24 protein-coding genes are annotated in these 22,661 nt (G+C 29.3%); 7 read left to right on the forward strand and 17 right to left on the reverse strand.

Annotated elements, in window-relative coordinates; translation table 11 throughout:
- Window positions 1-375 (forward strand): rhodanese-like domain-containing protein, encoded by a 375-nt coding sequence (locus CAMP18497_RS05485; protein ID WP_337212992.1) that lies wholly within the window; start codon window positions 1-3, stop codon window positions 373-375.
- A gap of 12 nt (window positions 376-387) precedes the next feature.
- On the opposite strand, the gene mog is transcribed toward CAMP18497_RS05485, so the two are convergent.
- The 15 genes from mog to CAMP18497_RS05560 form a co-directional block, all read right to left on the reverse strand.
- Window positions 388-915 carry a molybdopterin adenylyltransferase gene (mog, locus tag CAMP18497_RS05490; RefSeq protein WP_263676804.1) on the reverse strand — a complete coding sequence of 176 codons (528 nt, stop codon included), beginning with the start codon at window positions 913-915 and terminating at the stop codon, window positions 388-390.
- 2 nt (window positions 916-917) lie between these two features.
- Window positions 918-2,516: an AAA family ATPase gene (locus tag CAMP18497_RS05495; RefSeq protein ID WP_337212994.1), complete on the reverse strand. Its 1,599-nt coding sequence runs from the start codon at window positions 2,514-2,516 to the stop codon at window positions 918-920.
- Window positions 2,506-3,762 (reverse strand): tRNA (N(6)-L-threonylcarbamoyladenosine(37)-C(2))-methylthiotransferase MtaB, encoded by a 1,257-nt coding sequence (gene mtaB, locus CAMP18497_RS05500; RefSeq protein ID WP_263676808.1) that lies wholly within the window; start codon window positions 3,760-3,762, stop codon window positions 2,506-2,508. Before mtaB ends, CAMP18497_RS05495 begins: the two co-directional genes overlap by 11 nt.
- Complete coding sequence (locus CAMP18497_RS05505; RefSeq protein ID WP_337212997.1) at window positions 3,759-5,288, reverse strand: mechanosensitive ion channel domain-containing protein; 1,530 nt, start codon at window positions 5,286-5,288, stop codon at window positions 3,759-3,761. Before CAMP18497_RS05505 ends, mtaB begins: the two co-directional genes overlap by 4 nt.
- Window positions 5,285-6,343, reverse strand: coding sequence for a 3-dehydroquinate synthase (aroB, locus tag CAMP18497_RS05510; RefSeq protein ID WP_337212999.1), 1,059 nt, complete (start codon window positions 6,341-6,343; stop codon window positions 5,285-5,287). Before aroB ends, CAMP18497_RS05505 begins: the two co-directional genes overlap by 4 nt.
- A gap of 7 nt (window positions 6,344-6,350) precedes the next feature.
- Window positions 6,351-7,757, reverse strand: a complete 1,407-nt coding sequence (locus CAMP18497_RS05515; protein WP_263676810.1) for a COG3400 family protein — start codon at window positions 7,755-7,757, stop codon at window positions 6,351-6,353.
- 37 nt (window positions 7,758-7,794) lie between these two features.
- Window positions 7,795-9,045 (reverse strand): MFS transporter, encoded by a 1,251-nt coding sequence (locus CAMP18497_RS05520; protein ID WP_337213002.1) that lies wholly within the window; start codon window positions 9,043-9,045, stop codon window positions 7,795-7,797.
- A 2-nt stretch (window positions 9,046-9,047) separates the two neighbouring features.
- Window positions 9,048-9,875 carry a cysteine ABC transporter substrate-binding protein gene (locus tag CAMP18497_RS05525; protein WP_337213004.1) on the reverse strand — a complete coding sequence of 276 codons (828 nt, stop codon included), beginning with the start codon at window positions 9,873-9,875 and terminating at the stop codon, window positions 9,048-9,050.
- Between the two features lie 78 nt (window positions 9,876-9,953).
- Window positions 9,954-10,691: an amino acid ABC transporter ATP-binding protein gene (locus tag CAMP18497_RS05530; protein ID WP_337213006.1), complete on the reverse strand. Its 738-nt coding sequence runs from the start codon at window positions 10,689-10,691 to the stop codon at window positions 9,954-9,956.
- Between the two features lies 1 nt (window position 10,692).
- Window positions 10,693-11,352, reverse strand: coding sequence for an amino acid ABC transporter permease (locus tag CAMP18497_RS05535; protein WP_039618154.1), 660 nt, complete (start codon window positions 11,350-11,352; stop codon window positions 10,693-10,695).
- Entirely contained in the window at window positions 11,345-11,992 is a 648-nt protein-coding gene (locus tag CAMP18497_RS05540; protein WP_263676815.1) for an amino acid ABC transporter permease, read from the reverse strand. Before CAMP18497_RS05540 ends, CAMP18497_RS05535 begins: the two co-directional genes overlap by 8 nt.
- Window positions 11,993-12,035: 43 nt before the next feature.
- Complete coding sequence (locus tag CAMP18497_RS05545) at window positions 12,036-12,638, reverse strand: Crp/Fnr family transcriptional regulator (protein ID WP_337213017.1); 603 nt, start codon at window positions 12,636-12,638, stop codon at window positions 12,036-12,038.
- On the reverse strand, window positions 12,631-14,454 hold the full coding sequence (gene recG, locus CAMP18497_RS05550; protein ID WP_263676817.1) for an ATP-dependent DNA helicase RecG: 1,824 nt from the start codon (window positions 14,452-14,454) through the stop codon (window positions 12,631-12,633). The genes CAMP18497_RS05545 and recG overlap by 8 nt, the downstream gene beginning before the upstream one ends.
- Window positions 14,444-15,664 (reverse strand): M16 family metallopeptidase, encoded by a 1,221-nt coding sequence (locus CAMP18497_RS05555; RefSeq protein ID WP_337213019.1) that lies wholly within the window; start codon window positions 15,662-15,664, stop codon window positions 14,444-14,446. The genes recG and CAMP18497_RS05555 overlap by 11 nt, the downstream gene beginning before the upstream one ends.
- Window positions 15,664-16,710: a dehypoxanthine futalosine cyclase gene (locus CAMP18497_RS05560; protein ID WP_039618147.1), complete on the reverse strand. Its 1,047-nt coding sequence runs from the start codon at window positions 16,708-16,710 to the stop codon at window positions 15,664-15,666. The genes CAMP18497_RS05555 and CAMP18497_RS05560 overlap by 1 nt, the downstream gene beginning before the upstream one ends.
- Window positions 16,711-16,814: 104 nt before the next feature.
- On the opposite strand from CAMP18497_RS05560, the gene CAMP18497_RS05565 reads away from it, so the two are divergent.
- The gene (locus CAMP18497_RS05565) at window positions 16,815-18,008 is read left to right on the forward strand and encodes an MFS transporter (protein ID WP_337213021.1); all 1,194 of its coding nucleotides are present in this window, start codon (window positions 16,815-16,817) and stop codon (window positions 18,006-18,008) included.
- On the opposite strand, the gene CAMP18497_RS05570 is transcribed toward CAMP18497_RS05565, so the two are convergent.
- Both CAMP18497_RS05570 and CAMP18497_RS05575 read right to left on the reverse strand, forming a co-directional pair.
- Window positions 18,005-18,787, reverse strand: coding sequence for a CheR family methyltransferase (locus tag CAMP18497_RS05570; protein ID WP_263676820.1), 783 nt, complete (start codon window positions 18,785-18,787; stop codon window positions 18,005-18,007). The genes CAMP18497_RS05565 and CAMP18497_RS05570 overlap by 4 nt on opposite strands.
- Window positions 18,788-18,796: 9 nt before the next feature.
- Window positions 18,797-19,348 carry a CheB methylesterase domain-containing protein gene (locus CAMP18497_RS05575; RefSeq protein ID WP_337213024.1) on the reverse strand — a complete coding sequence of 184 codons (552 nt, stop codon included), beginning with the start codon at window positions 19,346-19,348 and terminating at the stop codon, window positions 18,797-18,799.
- A gap of 141 nt (window positions 19,349-19,489) precedes the next feature.
- On the opposite strand from CAMP18497_RS05575, the gene rpiB reads away from it, so the two are divergent.
- From rpiB to CAMP18497_RS05600, 5 genes are all read left to right on the forward strand, one after another.
- Window positions 19,490-19,927, forward strand: coding sequence for a ribose 5-phosphate isomerase B (rpiB, locus tag CAMP18497_RS05580; RefSeq protein WP_337213026.1), 438 nt, complete (start codon window positions 19,490-19,492; stop codon window positions 19,925-19,927).
- Window positions 19,924-20,256 carry a hypothetical protein gene (locus CAMP18497_RS05585; RefSeq protein ID WP_337213028.1) on the forward strand — a complete coding sequence of 111 codons (333 nt, stop codon included), beginning with the start codon at window positions 19,924-19,926 and terminating at the stop codon, window positions 20,254-20,256. The genes rpiB and CAMP18497_RS05585 overlap by 4 nt, the downstream gene beginning before the upstream one ends.
- The gene (apt, locus tag CAMP18497_RS05590; protein WP_263675729.1) at window positions 20,256-20,792 is read left to right on the forward strand and encodes an adenine phosphoribosyltransferase; all 537 of its coding nucleotides are present in this window, start codon (window positions 20,256-20,258) and stop codon (window positions 20,790-20,792) included. Before CAMP18497_RS05585 ends, apt begins: the two co-directional genes overlap by 1 nt.
- 1 nt (window position 20,793) lies before the next feature.
- Complete coding sequence (locus CAMP18497_RS05595; RefSeq protein ID WP_263676822.1) at window positions 20,794-21,387, forward strand: DedA family protein; 594 nt, start codon at window positions 20,794-20,796, stop codon at window positions 21,385-21,387.
- Window positions 21,384-22,661, forward strand: a 1,278-nt coding sequence (locus tag CAMP18497_RS05600; RefSeq protein WP_337213031.1) for a leucyl aminopeptidase, incomplete at its 3' end; no start/stop codon positions are given. The genes CAMP18497_RS05595 and CAMP18497_RS05600, both read left to right, overlap by 4 nt.

Raw genomic sequence — 22,661 nt, forward strand, 5'->3', positions numbered from 1 at the left:
ATGAAAAAAATATTTTTATCTTTGGCACTTTGTGCTAGTTTTGTTTTAGCAGAAGTGAAAAATATCGATATTAATGCGGATATTTTGGAAAATTATCAAGTAATTGATGTTAGAAAACCTAGCGAATGGGCACAAACTGGTACTATAAAAAATGCCATTAAAATTAGCTTTTACAATGAAGATGGCAGTGTAAATAAAAATTTCGTTGAGGAAATTAAAAAGATTTCAAGTAACAAACCTATCGCTATAGTTTGTAGAAGTGGCTCAAGAAGTGCTAAAGCTTCTGCTTTATTAGATCAAAATGACATAGAAGTTACTAATTTAAAAGGTGGTATGAACGCACTTTTATCGCAAGGTTATAAAACCTCAAAGTAAGTCTAGTTAGACTTACTTTTTCTTTGGTCTAAATACAGAAATTACCTCTTCATTATTTTCAATATAAGCTCCACCTATTAAATCCACACAATAAGGAATAGCAGGAAATATAGGCTCAATGCATTCTCTTATAGCTTTTGGATTACCCGGTAAGTTGATAATCAATGATTTTCCTTTTATACCTGCGCTTTGTCTTGAAAGTATAGCCGTTGGTACATACTCTAAGCTTTTTGCACGCATTAACTCCCCAAAACCTGGAAGCATTTTATCACACACTGCTTGCGTTGCTTCTGGTGTCACATCACGCAAAGCAGGCCCTGTACCTCCTGTAGTAAAAATCAAATCACATTTTACTTCATCTGCTAAATAAGCTAATTTTTCCATGATTAAATCATACTCATCAGGAATTAGCTCATAATAAAAGCTTTTTTCATTCTTTATATAAGAATCTAAAATTTTTTCTATCTCTACTCCGGATTTATCTTCATAAACTCCACTACTTGCTCTATCTGAAAGTACTAAAATTCCTATTTTTACCATTTTTACTCCATTATGATTTTTTCTACATCTTGTTTTTCTATTTTTTCATTTTCTAAAAGAATACTAGCTAATCTCACTACTTTTTCTTTCATTAATTCTAAAAATTCTTTCACTTCTTGCTTTTGCTCTTGCAATAAACCCTCATTTGCCATAGCAAAAGTTTCCATAAAAGTGAGTAATTCTTTAACCTTTAAAAGATCACTTTGTGCATTAGTGTAACTTTCATTAAAAATAAGCTCCATAGCAACTGAGCCTGCTAGAAAAACTTTTATTTTATTTAATAATTCTGATTTTGATTTGATGGTATTTTCATACTCTTTAAATCTATCTTCAATTAAGGTAATTTTTTCAAATTTAACATCAAAATAAAAAGCACACAAGGTTTTAGCTGCTTGATATGTGGCTTGAATTTTTCTTTCCTTATCACTTAGAGAGAAAATCTTTTTTTTACCCATTAAAACTTTATTAAGCACTGCAAAAAAATCATTTTCTTCTATTAAATCTGATTTTCTTCTTATAGCATTAATAGCCGCTTCATTAACTAAAGTCTCTAAAGCTGCTCCGCTAAAACCCACACTAGCTTTTGCAATTTTTTCTAAATCTACACTAGATTTTTTTTCTTTCATATAATTTTGTAAAATATGCATTCTATCTTTAAAATCAGGTAAAGATATAAAAATTCTTCTATCAAAACGCCCTGATCTTAATAACGCATTATCCATAAGATCGATTTTATTTGTAGCAGCCATTACTATAACCCCGCTATTATCTTCAAATCCATCCATTTGAGTTAAAAGTTGATTTAGCGTATTATCTCTTTCTACATTAGAAAAATCCCCCCTACTTTTACCAACTGCGTCAATTTCATCTATAAAAATGATACTTGGAGCTTTTGATTTAGCTTTTAAAAAAAGCTCTCTAACTCTTTTTGCGCCCATACCCACATAAATTTCTACAAAACTAGCCCCACTTTGATAAAAAAATGGTACCCCAGCCTCACCTGCTACTGCTTTTGCTATCAAGGTTTTACCTACTCCAGGAGGACCTACTAGTAAAACACCTTTTGGCATTTTCACGCCAAAATCTTTATATTTTTGAGGATTTTTTAAAAAATCAACAATTTCTAAAAGCTCTACCTTGACCTCATCAACTCCTGCTACATCTTTAAATTTAACTTCACTTACTACATCTTGTATAGCGCTATTTTGTTCATTTTTTTCTAAAATATTTTTTTCTAAAGAAAGTAAATTTTGTCTATCTTTACTTTTTTTATTAAGAAAGAGTAAAAAACTTACAAGAAAAGCAAGCAAAATAAATATCAAAAAAAACTCACTTAAATTATAATCTTTAGCATATTCTAAAGGAATTTTTTGCCATAAAGCATTTAAATCTACTACATCTTTAGCAATTAAAAAATTTCCTTCTTTGCTTTTTAATAATATTTCATTATTTTCTACTATGGCTTTTTGAATTAAATTTTGCTCTAAAAGCTCTTCATAAGCAGCTTTACTAATATAATCAGGTTGATTTTTTATAAACGCAACTATTACAAAAACACAAAGCAATAAAAATGAAGCTAAGATAATCTTTTTATTTTTCATCCTCTAGCCTTACATAGTTACAATCTTCTTTGCATTCATATTTTTCAATATTTATCCATTGTTTAGCAATATCTTCTTTGCTTGTAATTTTGATTTTATTAAAAAATTGATCATAGCCTTCATAAAAATCATCTTTTTTACTTTCTACTAAAATTTCTAAAGTACCTTTTTGATTTTTTCTAAACTCATAATTATTTTGTGCGACTATATCTTTTAAAATATTTAATCTTTCTTTGGCTATTTCACCATTAATTCGCTCACTCATAGAAGCAGAATACGTTCCATCACGCGGTGAGAAAATAAAAGCATGAATATGCGTAAGTTTAAATTGCTTGAAATTTTCTAAAGCTTCTTGCCATATTAACTCACTTTCTCCAGGGTGTGCTACGATAAAGTCTGTCCCTAAAGCAAAACCTTTTTGACTTAACTCATTAAACAGTGCTAAATCATTTTGCGTGTGTGATCTTCTACGCATTATGCGTAGCATTTTTTCATGGGTGTGTTGTAGGGCAATATGCAAATGCTTTTCAAGCCAAGGCTCATTTAAAATTTCTTTAAAACTCTCATCAATTTGAGCAGGCTCCAAACTCCCAAGTCTTACTCTTTTTATACCATTAACCTTGCCTATTTCTTGTAATAACTTTCCAAGTGTAGTTTTATCTTTTAAACCATAACTTCCTATATTAGTACCCGTTAAAACTACTTCACTATAACCATTTTGAGCCAAAAGTTTGATTTGCTTTATTATTTCCTCACTTGGCATACTTCTTGATTTACCTCTAACACTTGGGATTATACAATAACTACAAGCAAAGTCACATCCTTCTTGAATTTTTACAAAAGCTTTAGTGTGATTTTCATAATTACTTACGATTTTTGTATCGATAAAGCGTAAATTTCCAAGCTCATAAAAGGCTTTATCTTGCGAGATTAACTCATTAATTTTATCTTTATTAGAAGCTCCTAAAACTCCAAAAATTTCTTTTTTATCAAAAAAATCCTTTCCCTTGCTTACAGCACCACAGCCTGTAAGTATAACCTTAACTCCATTTTTCTTTACACCATTAATATAGCTTCTAAGCCCGCTATCAGCACCATTTGTAACCGTGCAAGAATTTATCACTATCACATCAGCTTCTTGCTCGTTTTGTGTAACAATATGATCTTTAATATAAGTTTTTAATAATTGCGTATCATAAATATTAGTTCTACAACCAAAAGTTTTAAAATATACCTTTTTTTTCAAATATCTTCCTTATTTTCTATAAATTCGTGTTTTGCCATATATAAATTTTGCGATGGATAAGCTATTTTTATATCATCATGTTTATTAAATTCATTGATAATCTCTTTACTTATATTACTTCTTAAAATCAAAGCCGCATAAGAATTTGTCATATACCAAGCAGAAATTCTCATGCCATAACCTTCTAAAAATGTAAAAAACCTAGGCTCTACTTTAGGATTTCTAATGCTGTATTCATTTCTTAACTTACTCATAGATTCTTTTGCTATTTTTGTATAACCTTTAGAAGCTTTTATAACGATTTCTTCTACTATTTCTAAGGCTTTTTGATGATTTGAATCAAAAGTTAAAGTAATATCAAGTCCATCCCAAACTGTCTTCATGCCATGATGAGTATAATTTGATATGAGATTAGTAAATATAAAATTATTTGGTATGAAAATTATCCTACCACTTCTTCTATTATCTGTATAAGTTAGTAAAGAAATATCTTCATATAAGGTTATTCTTAAAAATGAAATGTCGATTATATCACCGATATAATATGTATTGTTTTGAAAAACTCTAACTCTATCGCCCACTCTAAAACTTCCACCAAAAACTATCACACACCAACCAAGCATAGACATAAACATATCTTTCATAGCAATAGCCAAACCAGCAGAAGCAAAACCAAGCACAGTAACCAAATAGCTAATATTTTCAATATACCCAAAAAGCAAAATCAAAATAATCACATTAATATTAATAAAATTAATGATTTTATTTGCTGTATAAAAGCGATCATTATCGCCTATATATTTTCTAGCTATAAATTTGAGTAAAAATGCTATGGCTACAACGATAATAATAGCCAAAACTATATTAAAAGCTCTTACGCCTTGAATTTTAATAGAAGCTGTTGTTTTCTCAATTTCTTCTTGAATTTTTTTCTCATACACAGAATAAGAAATTTCTCCAAAACGCAAGGTTTGTAAAAAATCTCTTACCATTTGATTAGATATTTTTAAATGCTCATCATGTTCTTTACTTGGAGCTAATTTAGCTATCTCAGCAACCAAAACATTTTCTTTTATAAGCTCATCTAAAGTCTGCTTAAAACTATTCAAAAGATTAATATATTCTTCTTTATCGCGTCGTAGTTTTTTTATGTGTGAGTATGCTGAAATGATGACTAAAGGATTAGTTAGTTTATCTATTTTATCAACTTCTTCAGGTGCTAAAACCATCTTTGAAAAATTTGCACTTTTATACTCACTTAAAAGCTCTAATCTTTCTTTTAAAATTAAAATTTGCCTTTCTATAATGCTTTTATTGCGTTCATTAGCCTTTAAACTTTCTTTTTCTAAAGCTAAAATCTCATCTTGGGTTTTTTTATAAATATTAAAATTATTATATTTAATCACCCAAGTATTGTAAGCTAAATTATTATGTAATTCATTGAGTTTTTGATCTAAATGTTCTATATCATCTTGTGCTAAAAGCACTATAAATGGTAAAAATAAAAGCAAAAAAATCTTTTTCATACAAACACCTCTAAAGTGTGTAAAATATCTTCTTTGCTTATATCATTTTTTATGCAAGCTTTTCCCAAACCACAAGCTAAAATGAAATTAATCTTTTGAAAATGTGTCTTTTTATCCAAGAAAAAGGCATTATAAAACTCTTGTGTATTTGCAATTTTATAAGATATGGGTAATTTAAATTTCATAAGTAAATTTTGTAGTCTTTGGCATTCTTGCTTACTTAATAATCCTAAATTTAACGCTAGAATATTTGCCATATTCATACCTATAGCCACGGCTTCTCCATGTAAGTACTTTTTATACCCTGTTTGATTTTCTATAACATGAGCAAAAGTATGCCCATAGTTTAAAAGCATTCTTAAGCCACTTTCTTTTTCATCTTGTGAAACCACATTAGCTTTAAGCTCTATGCTTTTTTGGATGATTTGAGCCAAGGTAATATCATCAAGTTTAGCATTTAAAAATTTATCCTCATCTAAATTTTCTAAAAAAGATAAAATTGCTTCATCAAAAACCACAGCCATTTTGATAAATTCAGCCATACCAGCAGCTAGTTCTCTTGAAGGTAAGGTTTTTAAAAACTTACTCTCACAATACACCGCTTTTGGTTGATAAAAAGTACCTATTAGGTTTTTGCCAAATTTATTATTCACTCCAGTTTTACCGCCCACACTTGCATCCACACAAGCTAGTAAAGTTGTTGGGATATTGATAAATTCTATCCCTCTTTGATATATACTTGCTACAAAACCACCCATATCAGAGATCACCCCACCACCAAAGCTTATAAGCAAGCTTTTTCTATCTAACTTATAAGCACACATTTGATCTAAGATATATTCTATAGTTTGTAAATTTTTATACTCTTCACCATCTTTGATTTTTATAACAAAAAGTTCTTTAGCTCGAATTGTTTCCAAAAGTATATCTAAATGTAATTTTGCTACTAATTCATTAGTTAAAATCACGACTTTAGTATCAAAATTTAACTTTTCTAGCTCATTTATATAGACATTATAACTTGTATTTTTATCTAAATTTACCTTAACTTGCATTATTTTCTCACAGTGATGGTATAAATAATTGATAATTTTTATTCATCTTATAATATATCGTATTTAAATCCGTTTTTAAAATTTTATTGAAGTTACTACCTAAAATTTTTTCATTAAATGGTACAAAATGCAATATATTTTGTTTATAAGAAAATTTATTGATAGGATTATGTTCTTTTTCTTCTATTAAAAGTAATTTTTCATCATGAAGTTTTGAAAGGCTTTCAAAATACTGATGATATTCAAAAATTTCGGCTTTGTTTAATTTTAAAGCATAATAATACAAAGTAAGTCCTAGTTGAATTTGCTTATTTAAATCAAGCATAATAGAAGCAATACCTTCTATATCTTCAAAATTTGAGCTTAAAACCACCGATGATTTTAAATCCGCAAAATCCCCTTTACCTGCTTTTAACACAGGAATTTTTAAAGTAAAAAGAAAACTTTTTTCTTTTTCAAAAAGATAATCCTCCACCACTAGCAAACCTATGCTAGTATTTTCCATAAAAGGTTTAATGTTTTTTATATTTGTACTTTCAAAGTCAAATATCACTTCAGTACTATTTTTATGCAAGGCTTTAAGTTTATAATACATAGGATTTAAAGTAGGATTAATCACTTTAAAATAAAGCTTTTTACTATTAATCCTTATATGCAAAAGCAAGCTTGCAAAAATAAGCTTTTCTATGGCAAACTCACTCATTTTTTTCATATCTATAATACAAAGTATATTATCCCCAAAAGGCGATGGAAAGCGTCCTAAACTTGTTTTAACATTAGTAAAAACACTTTGTAAAACTTTAGGATCGCCTACGATTAAAATACTATCATTTGGCATTAAAATAAGCCCAGGTCTTGCTAAAATAAATTCATTATTTCTATAAACCATTACGATTTTAAAGCGTTTTTGACTAATAGAACTTATATGTCTGTAAGCAAAGCTTGATCCTGCAGGAATTCTAACCTCCATAATCTCACCTTGCCCAAGTCCTATAAATTGAGCAGTTGATGGCATATTATCCAAACAGCCTGTTAATCTCGTGCTTAAAGTATCATAGATATTAATCACTTCACAAAAATTATCATCAATTTGAGTATTCCATAAATCCATGATAACTATATTTAATCTTGGGTGTAATTTTCTTAAATTTTTATAGCAAGCTAGCATATCAGCTTCTTCTTGCATGTAAATGATAGCTTGATGGAATTTTTCTTTTAATAAATTTTCTAGCTTAATCAAACTCGTAGGATCAAACTTATAAAAAGAGATTTGTTCATTTTCTAAGCTTAAATCCACACTATCATCATTATAATAAACAACACTCAAAGACTCTTTGAAAGTTTTATTGCTATGAATTTTCCTTAAAAAATCTTTCGCATAAACTCCATCAGCTAATAATAAAATTTTATTCATTTACACCTCTAAAATATAAAGTATAATTATAGCAAAGTTATAGTTTATATTTTAAAGTTTTTAATACTGGTTTTTGTTTTAAAAATACTTTTATCAAAAATATGCTTAACAAACTAGCAATCACTATAAAAATAATATAAATATAAAAATATTTCTCATATATAAAATTAACAACAAAGGGAGTTAAAAAACCTAAAATCGCATATGAGATATTATAAGCAAAAGAAAGACCACTTGATCTTAACTCTGTAGTAAAAATTTGAGTCATAAAAATAGGAGCAAAAGCTATAATACCTTGCGCAAAACAAGCAAGTAAATAAAATGATAAAAACCACTCATTATAAAAGCTAAAACTTATACCAAAAGCTCCAAAAACCACAGTAAAAATCAAGCAAATCCTAAAATGTCCTAAAAAATCCGCTAAATACCCTTGTGCTAAACTTCCTAATATGATCATAATTATGGCCAAATTTTGATATGTCAAAGCAGTAGTTTTACTAACTCCTAATAAGCTTTCAAAATATTGCGGTAGTATCATTAAAGTAGCTACCCCGCTTGTTAAAACCACAGTAAGTAAAGCACATATTAACATACTTTTTTTATGTGTTTTTAAAGCTTGTAAAAGTGGAAAATTTAAAATTTTTTCTTTTTCTTTTATGTTTTTAAAAGCCGGCGTTTCATTAAGTTTTGTGCGTAAAAATAAAGCTAATATACCAAAAAATCCCCCTATAAAAAAAGGAATTCTCCAAGCAAAGCTTTCTACTTCTTCTTTATCAAAATACGCATATATACTTAAAGTCGCTAAATTTCCAAGTAATAAACCTAAAGTCAAAGTCGCTGAAATAAAACCAAGTGCCAAACCAAGTCTTTTTTTACTTACAAATTCACTCACAAAAATCCAAGCACCACTAACTTCAGCTCCTATGGCTAATCCTTGAGCTATCCGTATGATAAAAAGCATAAAAGTAGCTAAAAGTCCTATGCTTTCATAAGTAGGTAAAAAGACCAAAATAAAACTTGGCACAACCATCAAAAGCATGCTAATATAAAAGACATTCTTACGCCCTTTAATATCTGCAAAATGTGCTAAAACAACAGCACCAAAAGGTCTAGCTAAATACCCTGCTCCAAAGGCTACATAAGTATAGATTAATGGCCAAAAATCATCATTTTGAGGAAAGAAAATTTTTGCAAAAACACTTGCAAAGAAGATAAATAAAACAAAATCATAAAATTCTAAAATACCACCTAAAGAAGCATAGATGGTATTTTTAAAAGCTTTTTGCATTATTAAATTTTGCCACCTTCGATTACCACATCATCAGCTTTTATATCATCACTAAAAAATGGCTTTAAGGTTTCATCGTAAGCTTTGTGAAAAAACTGCTCATTTTGTAATTTTACAATCAAATCATTGATAAATTTCAACATAGCTTCATCGCCTTTTTTTACAGCAGGAGCTATGACATCATGATTTCCAAGTTCTTTAATCACCACTTCAAAATTTGGATTTTCTTTAGCCCATGCAAAAAGCAATGCATTATCATGACTTAGCGCATCGCCTCTTTTGCCGATTAAAGCTGCAAAGGTTTCTGTGTTTTGATCAAATTTAATCGTTTTAATTTCTGGCATATTTTTTGTAAAATACGCATCAGCTGTTGTGCCTTTATTTAAAATCAAAGTTTTATTTTTTAAATCATCTATAGTTTTAATATCTGATCCTTTAGGAGCCACTACTCCAAGAGCAACTTTCATATAAGGTAGTGCAAAATCCACCACAGCTTCTCTTTCTGGAGTTTTAGTAAAATTAGCTAAGATTAAATCTACTTTATTTGACTCTAAAAACTCCACCCTATTTGCTGCTTCGACTAAAACAAATTGCACTTTAGACTCATCCCCTAAAAGCTCTTTTGCTATACGTTTAGCAAAATACACATCATAGCCTTGATTTTTCCCTTGTGCGTCTAGGTAGCCAAATGGAGGTTTATCACCAAACACACCTATACGGATAACACCTTGTTGTTTGATTTTTTCTAAGGAGTTTTCATTAGAACTTGAATTTGAGCAGGCGCTAAAAAAAAGTGCCATTAAAAACGATAAAAGAAAAATCTTTTTCATATTTTTTTCCTTAATGATTGAAATTTAAATTTTTAAACCTTATATTAATTTTTTAAACAAATCTTTTCTAAAATAAAATTAACAATGAAAATCAAACAAATTGAGAAATTTCTTCACACGATCTGTCTTTGGATTTTCAAAAAATTCATCAGGCTTTGAAATTTCTACTATTTTTCCATCATCCATAAAAACTATTTTATCAGCAACTGCTCTTGCAAAACCCATTTCATGGGTAACTATAAGCATAGTCATGCCATCTTTTGCTAAATTTAAAATCACATCTAAAACTTCACGCACAATTTCAGGATCAAGCGCTGCTGTAACTTCATCAAAAAGCATAATTTCAGGATTCATACAAAGGCTTCTAACTATGGCTATACGTTGTTTTTGCCCACCACTTAACTCTTTAGGATAAGCTTTTAATTTATGCAAAAGCCCTACTCTATCAAGCCAGTATTTTGCTTCTTCTAAAACCTCTTCTTTTTTTCTTTTTTGAACCTTTAAAGGTCCTAAAAGTATATTTTGCTCCACATTTAAATGATCAAAAAGTTCATAAGATTGAAACACCATACCTATTTTTTGGCGAATTTGAGTCCATTTTTTATAATTTTTATCAATTTTCTCATCATCTACAAAAATAGCCCCATCAGCCATTTCTTCTAAGCCATTAATACATCTTAAAAGTGTAGATTTCCCACAGCCACTTGGACCTAGTATAACCACTACTTCTTTTTGATTTACTTCTAAATTTATATCTTTTAAAACATGATGATCATCATAATATTTTTGTAAATTTTGTATTTTTAAAATGCTCATATTAGCTCCATTTTTTCTCTAAAAACTTTGAATATACTGACAAAGGATAACAAAGTATAAAATAAATCAATAAAATCAAACCATAAATCACAAAAGCTGCGTAAGAATTTTGAAATAAATTAAGCTCAATCACTTGTTGGCCTACTTTAATAAGCTCTATACCACCGATTAGATAAATCACTGAAGTGCTTTTAATAATTCTTGTAAAAAGATTAATACTCATTGGTAATAATCTTCTTAAAGATAAAGGTATAATGATAAAAAGATAAACTTCAAATTTATTAAAACCTAAAGAAAGCCCTGATTCATACTGGTGTTTTGGTATGCTTGCTAAAGATGATCTAACTAAATCCATCATCTCAAACACGCCCCAAATACTAAAAACAATAATACTAGAACCCAAAGCACTCAAATGCCATCCAAACCATTTCGCCAAGCCAAAATGCACTATGAAAAGCCAAACAATCAAAGGCATAATACGTACAAATTCAAGCATAAAACGACAAAAAGCATAAAGGATTTTATTTTTAGAATGCATTAAAATTCCAAAAAATACTCCTCCTATGAGTGAAATTAAAACACTAATTAACGAAAGCTCTAAAGTAACCTTTAAACCTTGTGCTAGTCTAAAAAAGGTATCTTGATTTAAAATTTCAAACATAATTTAACCTTTTTTCTATACGGTTTAACACTAAAGATAAAGGTAAAATCAAAATCAAATAACAAAGCACCAAAGCAAATAAAGCTTCATTACTTTTATAATAAAGTCCTATAAGATCTTTAGCCACATATACTAAATCTGCTAAAGCAATAATGCTTACTACTGAAGTTTCTTTGAGTAAAAAAATGATATTTGCACTAATGCTTGGCATAGCTATACCCAAAGCTTGAGGCATGATAATATAGCAGAAATTTTGCCATTTACTCAAACCCAAAGAAAGTCCTGATTCGTATTGTTGTTTTTTCACTGCTTCCATGCCTGCTCTTAAGCTCTCAGCCATATAAGAACCACCTAAAAAACTAAGTCCTATCACAGCACAAGCAAAAGAACTAAGGTGTATCCCAAACTCAGGCAAGGCATAATATAAAAAGAAAAGTTGGATTAATAAAGGTGTGTTTCTTGAAAATTCTATATAAATTTTACAGATTGTATTTAAAAAAGAAAATTTAAAATAACTTACTCCCACACAAAATAAACCTACTAAAAATGAAAAAAATACTCCATAAATAGCAAGTTTTAAAGTAAGCCAAGAAGCTTGTATAAACATAGGGCTAAACTTGATTAAAAAATCAAAATCCATAAAACCTTCCATACTTTAAATACAATATTGTAACAAATAAGACTTAAAAAGACTTAATTAAATTTTGCATTTTTTCTTTATTTAAAATTGCTATTTTACCTTTATTTGTGCAAATAAGCTCATTTTGTTTTAATTCTTTTAAAAAACGCGACAAAGATTCTGGAGGTAAATTTAAAATCACAGCGATTTCTTTTTGCTTTAAATTTTGTAATTTTTCTTCATTTTCTAGTAAAAAGCTTACTAGTCTTGATTTTAAATCCAAAGATTTTTGTCTGATGAAATTTTCTAAAATTCGAATTTTACCGATTAAAGAAGTCAAAAGCAAAAAGCTAAATTCTCCATTTACTAAGCATAATTTTTTAAATTCATCAAAATCAAAAACACAAATTTCACAATCTTGCTCACAAATAGCATTAGCTGGGTAATTAATACCATCAAACACAGGCATTTCAGCTATAAAATTTACTGGAGTTAAAGTATGCAGTGTTAGTTCAAAACCTTTTGCATTCACCTTATATATACGCACTTTTCCACTTAGTAAAATATAAATTTTATTTGCTTTTTCACCTTGAAAAAATAAAATATTCCCTTTGTTAAAATGTTTTTTCTTGCCTTTAGAAATTAAAATTTCAAAGTGTTTATCCATTTTCTTTTTCCATATTTTTAATACTTTCTTTTGCTTTTAAAACTAATTCTTCATCATCTGCAAAATCAAAGAATTTAAAATGATTGCCATGTTGCACTCTACCATCTAGCAAATCCCCGCTTAGTCTGTTTTTTAAATCAAGCTCAGCTATTTTAAATCCATCTAAAGTTTTAGCAAATTCAAGCAAACGACTTGGAATTTCTTTTTGCTTAGTATATAAATAACAAAAACTCTCAAGCCCTACTCTGCCTACCCTACCTCGAAGCTGATGTAAGGTAGCAAGCCCAAGTCTTTCAGCTCCAACAATAACAATCACACTAAGTCTTGGTAGAGAAATCCCCACTTCAACCACCGTTGTAGAAAGTAAAATCGTGCCTTTTTCTCTAAATTCTTGTAAAATTTGATCTTTATTTTTATCTTTTCCATGTGTTACATAAACATTTTTGTATTTGTTTATCCAGTATCCTTGTGCTTGTTCTAGTGATAAATAATCTATATTTTCACTTTCATTTACCAAAGGATAAATGATGATTACTTGATGATTTTTAGCTAGCTCATCGTCGATTTTTTTAAGCAAATATTTAAAATCTTTATCTTGTATGCAAAAAGTTTTAATGTCTTTTTTAAAAGGCATTTGTTTAATAAAACTAAAATTTACAAGCTCACTTTGTATCATAGAAAGAGTTCTTGGTATAGGTGTAGCAGAAAATTGCACGATATGCGGAGCATATTGAGAGTTTTTGCTAAGCTCACTTATTTTTTGTCTTTGATTAGAACCAAAACGGTGTTGCTCATCTATCATCACTAAAACTGCTTCAAATTCTTCTTGATGAATGAGTGCATGTGTACCTATGATAAAATGAGCTTGTTCTTTTAATTTTGCTAAATCTTTATCTTTTTTACCACCTTTTAAAAGCAATACATTAACAAAATCAGGCAAAAGTCTTTTTGCTTCATGATAAATTTGCTCTGCTAATATACTAGTTGGAGCCATTAAAATGGCCTTTTTAGGATACACTAGCAAACTTGCAGCAAGTATAACCAAAGTCTTACCACAACCCACATCGCCCATTACCACACGCCTTTTAGCAACTTTATTTTGTAAATCTTTTTTAATATCTTCTATCGCTAAAAGCTGATCATTTGTAGGGCTAAATTCTAAACCTTTAAGCCAAGATCTTATATCAAAAAGTTCTATTTCATAAGCATTTTGTGATATTTTTTTACCCTTTAAACGCCTTAGATGATTAAAAATTTCTATATATTTTAAGTCTTTAACTATGGCGTTAAAATTTTCATAAAGAGTTAAATCATCATAATTGTGTAAATTTAAAAGTAAATTAATGTATTTTTGTTCTAAATTTAGTGCTTTTAAATTAGCTTCATTGACATATTTTAAAATAAGTTTTTTTATACTTTCATCTTTAATAGAACTAATTTGGTATTTAGGGACTATTTGACCTATATTTGTTACTATTTTTGGGTTTATAAACTGCCAAATTCCATTAAAAAAATTCATCTTTGCATGGATACAAACCAAAGCATTATGCTTAAAAATTTTAAAATGCCATTTATTAGGATGAAAAATTACTATATTTGCTTTTATACCCCATTCTAAACATTCACAAAGCATAAAAAGCTGAGAGTGATGATTTTGCGTGCTGATAATTTTTACATTTTGGGTACAAAATGTATCTTTTGGAAACTTTGAAATTCTAAAATCATCAAATTTTTTAGGTAAAATCAAAGCCAAATCGATACAATTTTTAACCCCTAAAGCATGAAGTAGTTTTAAATCCTTTTCTTCAACTTTCATTTTCTATACTTGCAAAACTCACTTTTGTAATTTCACTATGAGCTTTAATAAAGTCATTTAGTTCATCTAAGGTAGTGTTTTTGATCTTTTGCATTTCTTCTTTTAAATTTCCAAGTTTTAAACCATGTAAATATTCATTTAGCATTATATCTAGTCTTTTAGCCAAGCTTTCATACCTTAAAGGCATAGAACCTACTAAAAATTGCTTAGCTAGTTGAAATTCTTTTTCACTCACTCCATTTTGGACAAAATTTTCAAAAACTTCCTTAACTAAAGCTTTAGCCTCATTAGAGCTTTCATTTTTAGTTTGCAAATACCCAAAAACTCTACTATAATTTAAATTTACATCAAGCATAGCATATGCTGAATACGCCAAGCCTCTTTTCACACGCACTTCTTCCATCAAACGCGAACCAAAACCACCTTGACCCAAGATAAATAAAGCAAGTTTAGCTAAATACATTTTTTCATCATTAATTTGTATATTAAATGGAGAGCAAAAGTATATATAAGCTTGTTCGGTACTTTTTTGCTCAGTTACTTCTATACTCTCATCAATGAGTTTGTAACTTTTGTTTTGATTTGGAGTATTTCTTTTTAGAATTTGGCAAATTTTTTCTACTTTAATCTTTACTTCATTTTCTTTAATATCTCCACCAAAAACAAATAAAGCATTATCAAGCACTAAATTTTCACTCATAAAATCTTGCAATTCTTTTAAGCTAATCTTTTCTATGCTTTCTTTAGTCCCATCAAGACCACTAGCAAAAATTTCATCTTTGAAAACATTTTTATTTAAAAGTCTTTTTGCTTGATAATCATAATCAGTGTTTAAACTTGCAAGCTCACCTAAGGCTAAAGTTTTTAATCTTTGTAAGATTTTTTCATCAAAACGCACATTTAAAAACAATTCTTGCAATTTTTCTAAAGCAAAATCAAAATGTTCTTTCAAGCATTTAATACTAATTTGAAAATGCTCAAAACTAGCCTTAGCATAAAGCTCTATAGCACGGTATTCTAAGTTTTTAAAAAACTCATCATCACTTCCTTCGTTTAAAAGCCTAGCAAGCATACTTGCACAACCTCTATTGTGTTTTTCTGCTATTTTTCCACTATTTTTAAAAATGAGTTTGAAAAATACTACAGGAAGCTCATTTTCATACTCATATATTACGCCTATTTTAGTATTATTAAAGTCTAAATTTAGCATTAAAACCTTTCTAAAATATTATAAGCTGTATCGCGTTTAGCAGGTAATTCCCCTATATCTTTGATAAGTTCTATCATTTGTTCTTGATTCATTCTGTATTTTGCACCCGCTGCAGCTACAACATTTTCTTCCATCATAGTCGAACCTAAATCATTTGCACCAAATTTTAAAGCAAGTTGGCCTATTAAAGAGCCTTGTGTTACCCATGAACTTTGTAAATTTTTAAAATTATCCAAATACAATCTTGCTAAAGCTAGCAATCTTAAATATCTATTAGAGCTTTGTTTGATGATTTCAGGGTGTTTTTTGATTAAAGGGGTATTTTCACTTTGAAATGACCACAAAATAAAAGCTCTAAAGCCATTTGTTTTATCTTGTAAATTTCTTAAATGATCAAAATGTTCGATAATTTCCTCATCATTTTCAACCGTACCAAACATCATTGTAGCAGTACTTTTCATACCTATATTATGCGCACTCTCATGCACCCTAAGCCAAGTAGCTGTGTCACATTTGTGTGGTGCGATGATATCTCTTACCCTATCGCTTAATACTTCAGCACCCGCTCCAGGTATAGAAAAAAGTCCTTTAGCTTGTAATCTTTTTAAAACCTCTTCTATAGAAATTTTAGAAACTCTTGCTATATAAGCTATCTCTACTGCTGAAAAACCATGCACAGTGATGGTTGGATAATTAGTTTTTATATAAGAAAGTAAGTCTTCATACCATTCTATTTTAAGTTTTGGGTGTACTCCGCCTTGAAATAAAATTTGCGTTCCACCTATGGCTTGTAATTCTTCTATTTTTTGCCCTATTTCTTCGTATTTTAAAATATAAGAATCATCATCTTTTTCTTTTCTACAAAAAGCACAAAAATCACAATCAATACAGCAAATATTTGTATAATTTATATTTCTATCTACCACAAAAGTAGTTATTTTTTCAGGGTGAAGCTCTAATTTTTTCTCATATGCCATTGCGCCTAATTCATACAAAGGTGCATTTTGGAGCAAATTTAATGCTTCTTTTTTGCTTAATCTATTCATTATTAACCTTTTTTATAAAAAGAATTATTATAGCATTTAAATGTAAAATAATCTTAAAAACGCTATAATCAAGCCCTTTAATTTCATATATTCATAGGATACTCATGACTTATAGGTCTTTATTTAAAAACAATAAAACTTTTCGTCTTTTAGCAACAGTACAATTTATAAGTTATTTTGGTGCATGGTTTTCTCAAGTAGGTGTTTTTACTCTTTTAACTAAAGAACTACAAGCACCTGCGAATATCATAGGTTTTTCAGCTATTTTTGTTTTTTTACCTTCTATTATACTTGCACCTATAAATGGAGTTATAGTAGATAGATTTAAACCCAAGAATTTATTGCTAACAATGATTAGTATTGAGATGATTTCTATTTTTATGCTAATTTTTGTAAATTCTTTAGCTATGCTTTGGTTTTTATACTTTTTAACCTTTGTGCGTATGGCGGTTGCAAGTATGTATTTCCAAACAGAAATGTCAGTTTTACCTAAAATTTTAACCCCACAAGAATTAAAACTAGGTAATGAACTTCATAGTATTATATGGGCTGTATCATATGCTTTGGGTATGGGTGCAGCAGGACTTTTTATAGATCTTTTTGGAGTAAAACCAGCTTTTATAGCCGATACTTTAATGTTATTTTGCGCTATGCTTATACTTAAAACTTTAATCTTGCCTGATGAAAAAAACACCACACAAAACAATCTTTTTATACTAATTAAAGAAGGTTTAGCTTATGTATTTAGCAATAAAAAAATCATTCATTTGATTTTGCTTCATGGAGTTGTAGGGATAACCGCTTATGATGTTTTAATCACTCTTTTAGCTGAATATGAATATGCAAAAGTTATTTCCATACCTCTAGCCATAGGGCTTTCTAATGCCATAAGGGCTATATCTTTACTCATAGGACCTTATGTTCTTAGTCCTTATATTAATAAAAACACTTTAGTATATTTATATTTAGCGCAAGGCGTAGGCATAATACTTTGGGCTTGTTTGCAATTTAACTTTTATCTTGCCTTTATAGGCTTAGTAATGGCAGGTTTTTGCACTTCATCTTTATGGAGCTATACTTACACACTTTTACAAAATGATTGCGATAAAAGATACTATGGTAGAGTGATTGCCTATAATGATATGGTGTATTTAACCTTTAGTGCAATTATTGCTTTTTCAACAGGATATTTATTTGAATTTTATGGAGTAAAATTAAGCCATTTTACTTTTGGCTTAGGAGTATGTTTTATCTTTGCGGCAATTTATTGGTGGTGGTTTAATAAAAAATATAATTAATCCACCTTAGAATAATAAACCCCGCCCGCTGAAAAGTTCTTATCAAAATACGCTGTTTCAGGCACAAGATCTGATTTTCCTGGATATATTCTACCCTCTCTATTTAATATCTTATAAAAACGCTCCATAAGTCTTATTTTAAAATCTTGATCAAAATAAATCATCATATTTCTTGAAAAAATCACATCAAATTTCCCAAGCTTAAACAAAGAATCATCAAAAACATTACAAAGCTCAAAACGACATCTACAAGCTAAAGTCTCTTTTTTAAGCTGATACATCCTATCTTTTACATCAAAATAACGCGTTTTTTGCATAGTGTTTAATCTAGCTACTGAACGCTCTGAATATATCATTTCGTTGCATTTATCTATCATTTTTTTATTAATATCTATACCAACTATATTCATACCTTTAACAAAATTCTCACTTGCTAAAATAGCTAAAGAATACACTTCTTCACCACTTGAACATGGGGCACAAAGCACATTTACAGGTCGATCAAGAGATTTTATATAAAAAATTACATCTTTTAATTGTTCTAATTCTCTAAAAAAATATGTCTCACAAACTGTGATAAAATCCATAGTTTCTTGTTTTAAATTTCTTTGAAACTGCACTTTTTCATTTAATTCACTAAGACTACTTAAACCTAATTCTTGTAAAAATTTAGGAAGTTTTATAGATAAAATATCTTTTTTAGTATTAAGGTTATTTCCGCTTATTTGTTCTACTATTTTTATAAAATCATTCATTTCATTTTCTGTAATTTTTATCATCTTTCCATCCTATGACTTGATAAAATTAATTATTTCTTTTTTGAGCTCTATTAAACTCATAGGCTTTAAATTTGGGTTAGTATCTCTAGCTTTTTTTGGCATTCCATATACTATAGAATCTGCCTCATTTTCACACAAGCACCTTACCCCAACCTTATAAAGCTCAAACAAAGATTTAGCACCATCATCACCCATTCCTGTCATAATTAAAGCTAAAATTTTATGATATTTGTAAAGATTTACAGCCGAATGAAATAACACATCTATCCCTGGATTAAAACTACTTGTTTGCTCTGTAGCATTTAATACCAAAGCATTATTTCCGCTTAAAACCATATTTCTTTGACAAATATAAATTTTATTTTTTAAAACTTCTTTATCGCTTGGTATAACCACATCACTTTTTGCTTCTTTGTTGAATTGATTTACAAAAGAAGGAATAAAAGCTGGGTTCATGTGCTGAGCAATCACCACCGCGCAGTCTTTAAGTTCTACATCGTTTAGTAAAAACTTTAGTTGGCTTGGACCACCCGTTGAAGAACCAATCAAAATAAGCTTCATTTTTTACCTTAAATAATTATTGTTATTATATCAAATAAATATTTGAAAATATCAAAAAATAATTATATACAAGAAAGAAAAATTTTAATTAAATATGATAAAATTAATACTTTAAAATTTCAACGATAAAGTGATTATTAAATGTTAAGAGAGAAAATTTACATAGCAAGTGACCATGCTGGCTTTATTTTAAAGCAAGAAATTATCAATTTTTTACAAGAAAAAAATATAAGCTTTGAAGACTTAGGTCCTTTTAGTGATGATCGCTGTGATTATCCTGATTATGCACATTTATTAAGCTCTAAAATTGATGAAAATAGTTTTGGAATTTTAGTATGTGGTTCAGGCATTGGTATGAGTATAGCAGCAAACCGCCATACAAACATACGCTGTGCATTATGCAATGAACCTTTAAGTGCTAAACTCTCAAGAGAACATAATGATGCAAATGTTTTAGCCTTAGGAGCTAGACTAACCGGAGCTGATATGGCTTTTGAAATCATCTCAAATTTTATCAATACTTCTTTTAGTGGTGGAAGACATTGCATGCGAATTAGCAAAATAGAGGCAAAATTATGATTTTAAGTTGGCTTGTATTAACTATATTAATTTGTGTTAGCATTTATATGACTATTATGTTGCTTTATTATAAAACTTTACTTCATAAAGAAAAAGTAGCAAAAGAATTTATAAAAAACAACCTTGATGATACTGAAATAGTTATTAGAAAACTACAAGTACAGCTTCAAAGAAGTTTAGGCAATATTGACATTTTAACTGAGGAATTAAACAAAAGCAAAGCAGACTTAACCTCTCTTAGAACAAGAAATTCACAATATCGTATCGAAAATGAAAAATTAAGACAAAGAATTAAAGAATTAGAAGCAAAAATCGAGGCATTATTATGATGAAAGAACAAGATAAAAAATACTTATTAGATAGCATTAGAGCTATTAAGGATTTTCCAAAAGAAGGGATTATCTTTAGAGATATCACTACTTTGTTAAACAACAAAGAAGCATTTGCATTTTTAATGGATCACTTGGTAGAAAAGTATCAAAACGCAAAGCTTGATTATATCGTTGGTATAGAAAGTAGAGGTTTTATTTTTGGAGCTGCGCTAAGTGCTAGATTAAAACTACCTTTTGTGCCTATTAGAAAACCAGGCAAATTACCTTCAAAATGCTTGCAAGAATCTTATAGCTTAGAATATGGCAGTGACACTATAGAAATTCACATTGATGCATTTAATAATCAAAAGGCGAATGTTTTACTTATAGATGATCTCATCGCCACAGGTGGCACGGCTATCGCTGCTGTTAAACTCATAGAAAAACTCAATGCAAAATGCGTTGAAGCTTGTTTTTTACTAGAATTAAAAGATCTTGATGGGGCTAAAGAATTAGCTAAATTAACTTCTATTTATAGTGTTTTAGAGGTTTAAAATGGAAGAATTTTTAAAACAACTTTTGTATGATTATAAAAACTGGGCTTATATCATCGTGTTTTTATGGTGCATACTTGAGGGAGAACTTGCACTTATTTTAGCAGGTATTTTTGCACATGAAGGCCATGTGAATTTAGGACTTATCATCTTTGTAGCAGGTTTAGGTGGTTTTGTAGGTGATCAAATATATTTTTATATAGGAAGATATAACAAAAAATACATTCAGAAAAAACTTCGCACCCAAAGGCGTAAATTTGCCATAGCACATTTGCTCTTGCAGCGTTTTGGTTGGCCTATTATATTCATACAAAGATATATGTATGGCTTTAGAACCATTATACCTATGAGCATAGGACTAACGCGTTATAGTGCGAAAAAATTTGCTTTTATTAATCTCATTAGTGCTTGGGCTTGGGCTGCTATAACTATCTTGCTTGCTTGGTTTTTTGGGAAAGAAATTTGGCTTGCAGTGGAATGGGCTGGAGATCACTGGTATTTTGCAGTGCCTATTATTGCTTGTTTCTTACTTGCTTTATTTTTAGGTATGAAACAAATAGAAAAATCAATACTTAGAAAAAGGACTCATAAATGACTTTTAATTTTAAAGAAGAAGCTATAAATTCTATAAATGCTGATTTTGAAATCATTTTAATACAAGATAAAAAGATAGAAAAATACGCTCAAAGCCAAGAACTTTTTAAACTTTCAAACTACAAAGGCGAAGGAATTTGCATAGATATGCAAAATAAAATTCTTTATAGCGAACTTAAAAGCTTAGAATATGAAGATATAAGACTTGCTTTTGCAAATGCCTATAAGGCTTTAAAAAAACTTGAAATTCAAAGTGTTAAAACAAAAAGTGTTGTAGGAAAATGCGTAGTAAATAGTTTTAATGCTATGATTCAAGGATTTACTTTTGGTGCTTATGAGTTTGATAAATACAAAAAAGAAAAAACACCGAGTAAATTAGAGAATATTTTCATCTCAAAAGATGAAATCAATGACAAAACATACAACCTAGAAGAAGCTTGTATAGGTATAAACTATGGTCAGGTTTTTTCAAATGCTTGCGATTTTGCAAAAAATATCGTAAATGAAATTCCTCAAATTTATACTCCTGCAAAAATGGCTGAAGACGCACTTAGTTTAAGTCAAAATGATTGCAAGATTTCATGTAAAATTTATGAAAGTGATTTCTTAGAGCAAGAAAAAATGCAAGCATTTTTAGCGGTAAATCGTGCTTCAATCCATCCTCCAAAACTCATTCATCTTTCATATAAACCACAAAATCCAAAAATGAAAGTAGTGTTTGTAGGCAAAGGGCTAACTTATGATAGTGGTGGACTTAGTTTAAAACCTGCTGATTATATGCTAACGATGAAATCTGATAAAAGTGGCGGTGCGGCGGCAATGGCTATTATTAAAGGTGCAAGTGAATTAAACCTTGATATAGAAGTGCATTCTATCATCGGTGCAACTGAAAATATGATAGGTGGAAATGCTTATAAGCCTGATGATGTGCTTATTTCAAGAGAAGGTGTGAGTATAGAGGTTAGAAATACCGACGCAGAAGGAAGATTAGTTTTAGCAGATTGTCTTTCACTTGCTCAAGATCTAAAACCTGATTTATTAATAAATCTTGCTACTTTAACCGGAGCTTGCGTGGTAGGACTTGGAGAATACACAAGTGCCATCATGGGAAATAATGAAGATTTGCAAAATGATTTTTTCAAAGTAAGTAAAAAAAGTGGAGATTTAGCTACTATTTTACATTTTAACCCACACTTAAAAGAGCTTATAAAATCAAATATAGCAGATGTTAGCAATACCTCTTCAAGTCGTTATGGCGGGGCTATTACTGCAGGG

This window comes from Campylobacter sp. W0066.1 (assembly GCF_024723635.1).
In the GTDB taxonomy this organism is placed as follows: Bacteria; Campylobacterota; Campylobacteria; order Campylobacterales; family Campylobacteraceae; genus Campylobacter_D; species Campylobacter_D lari_C.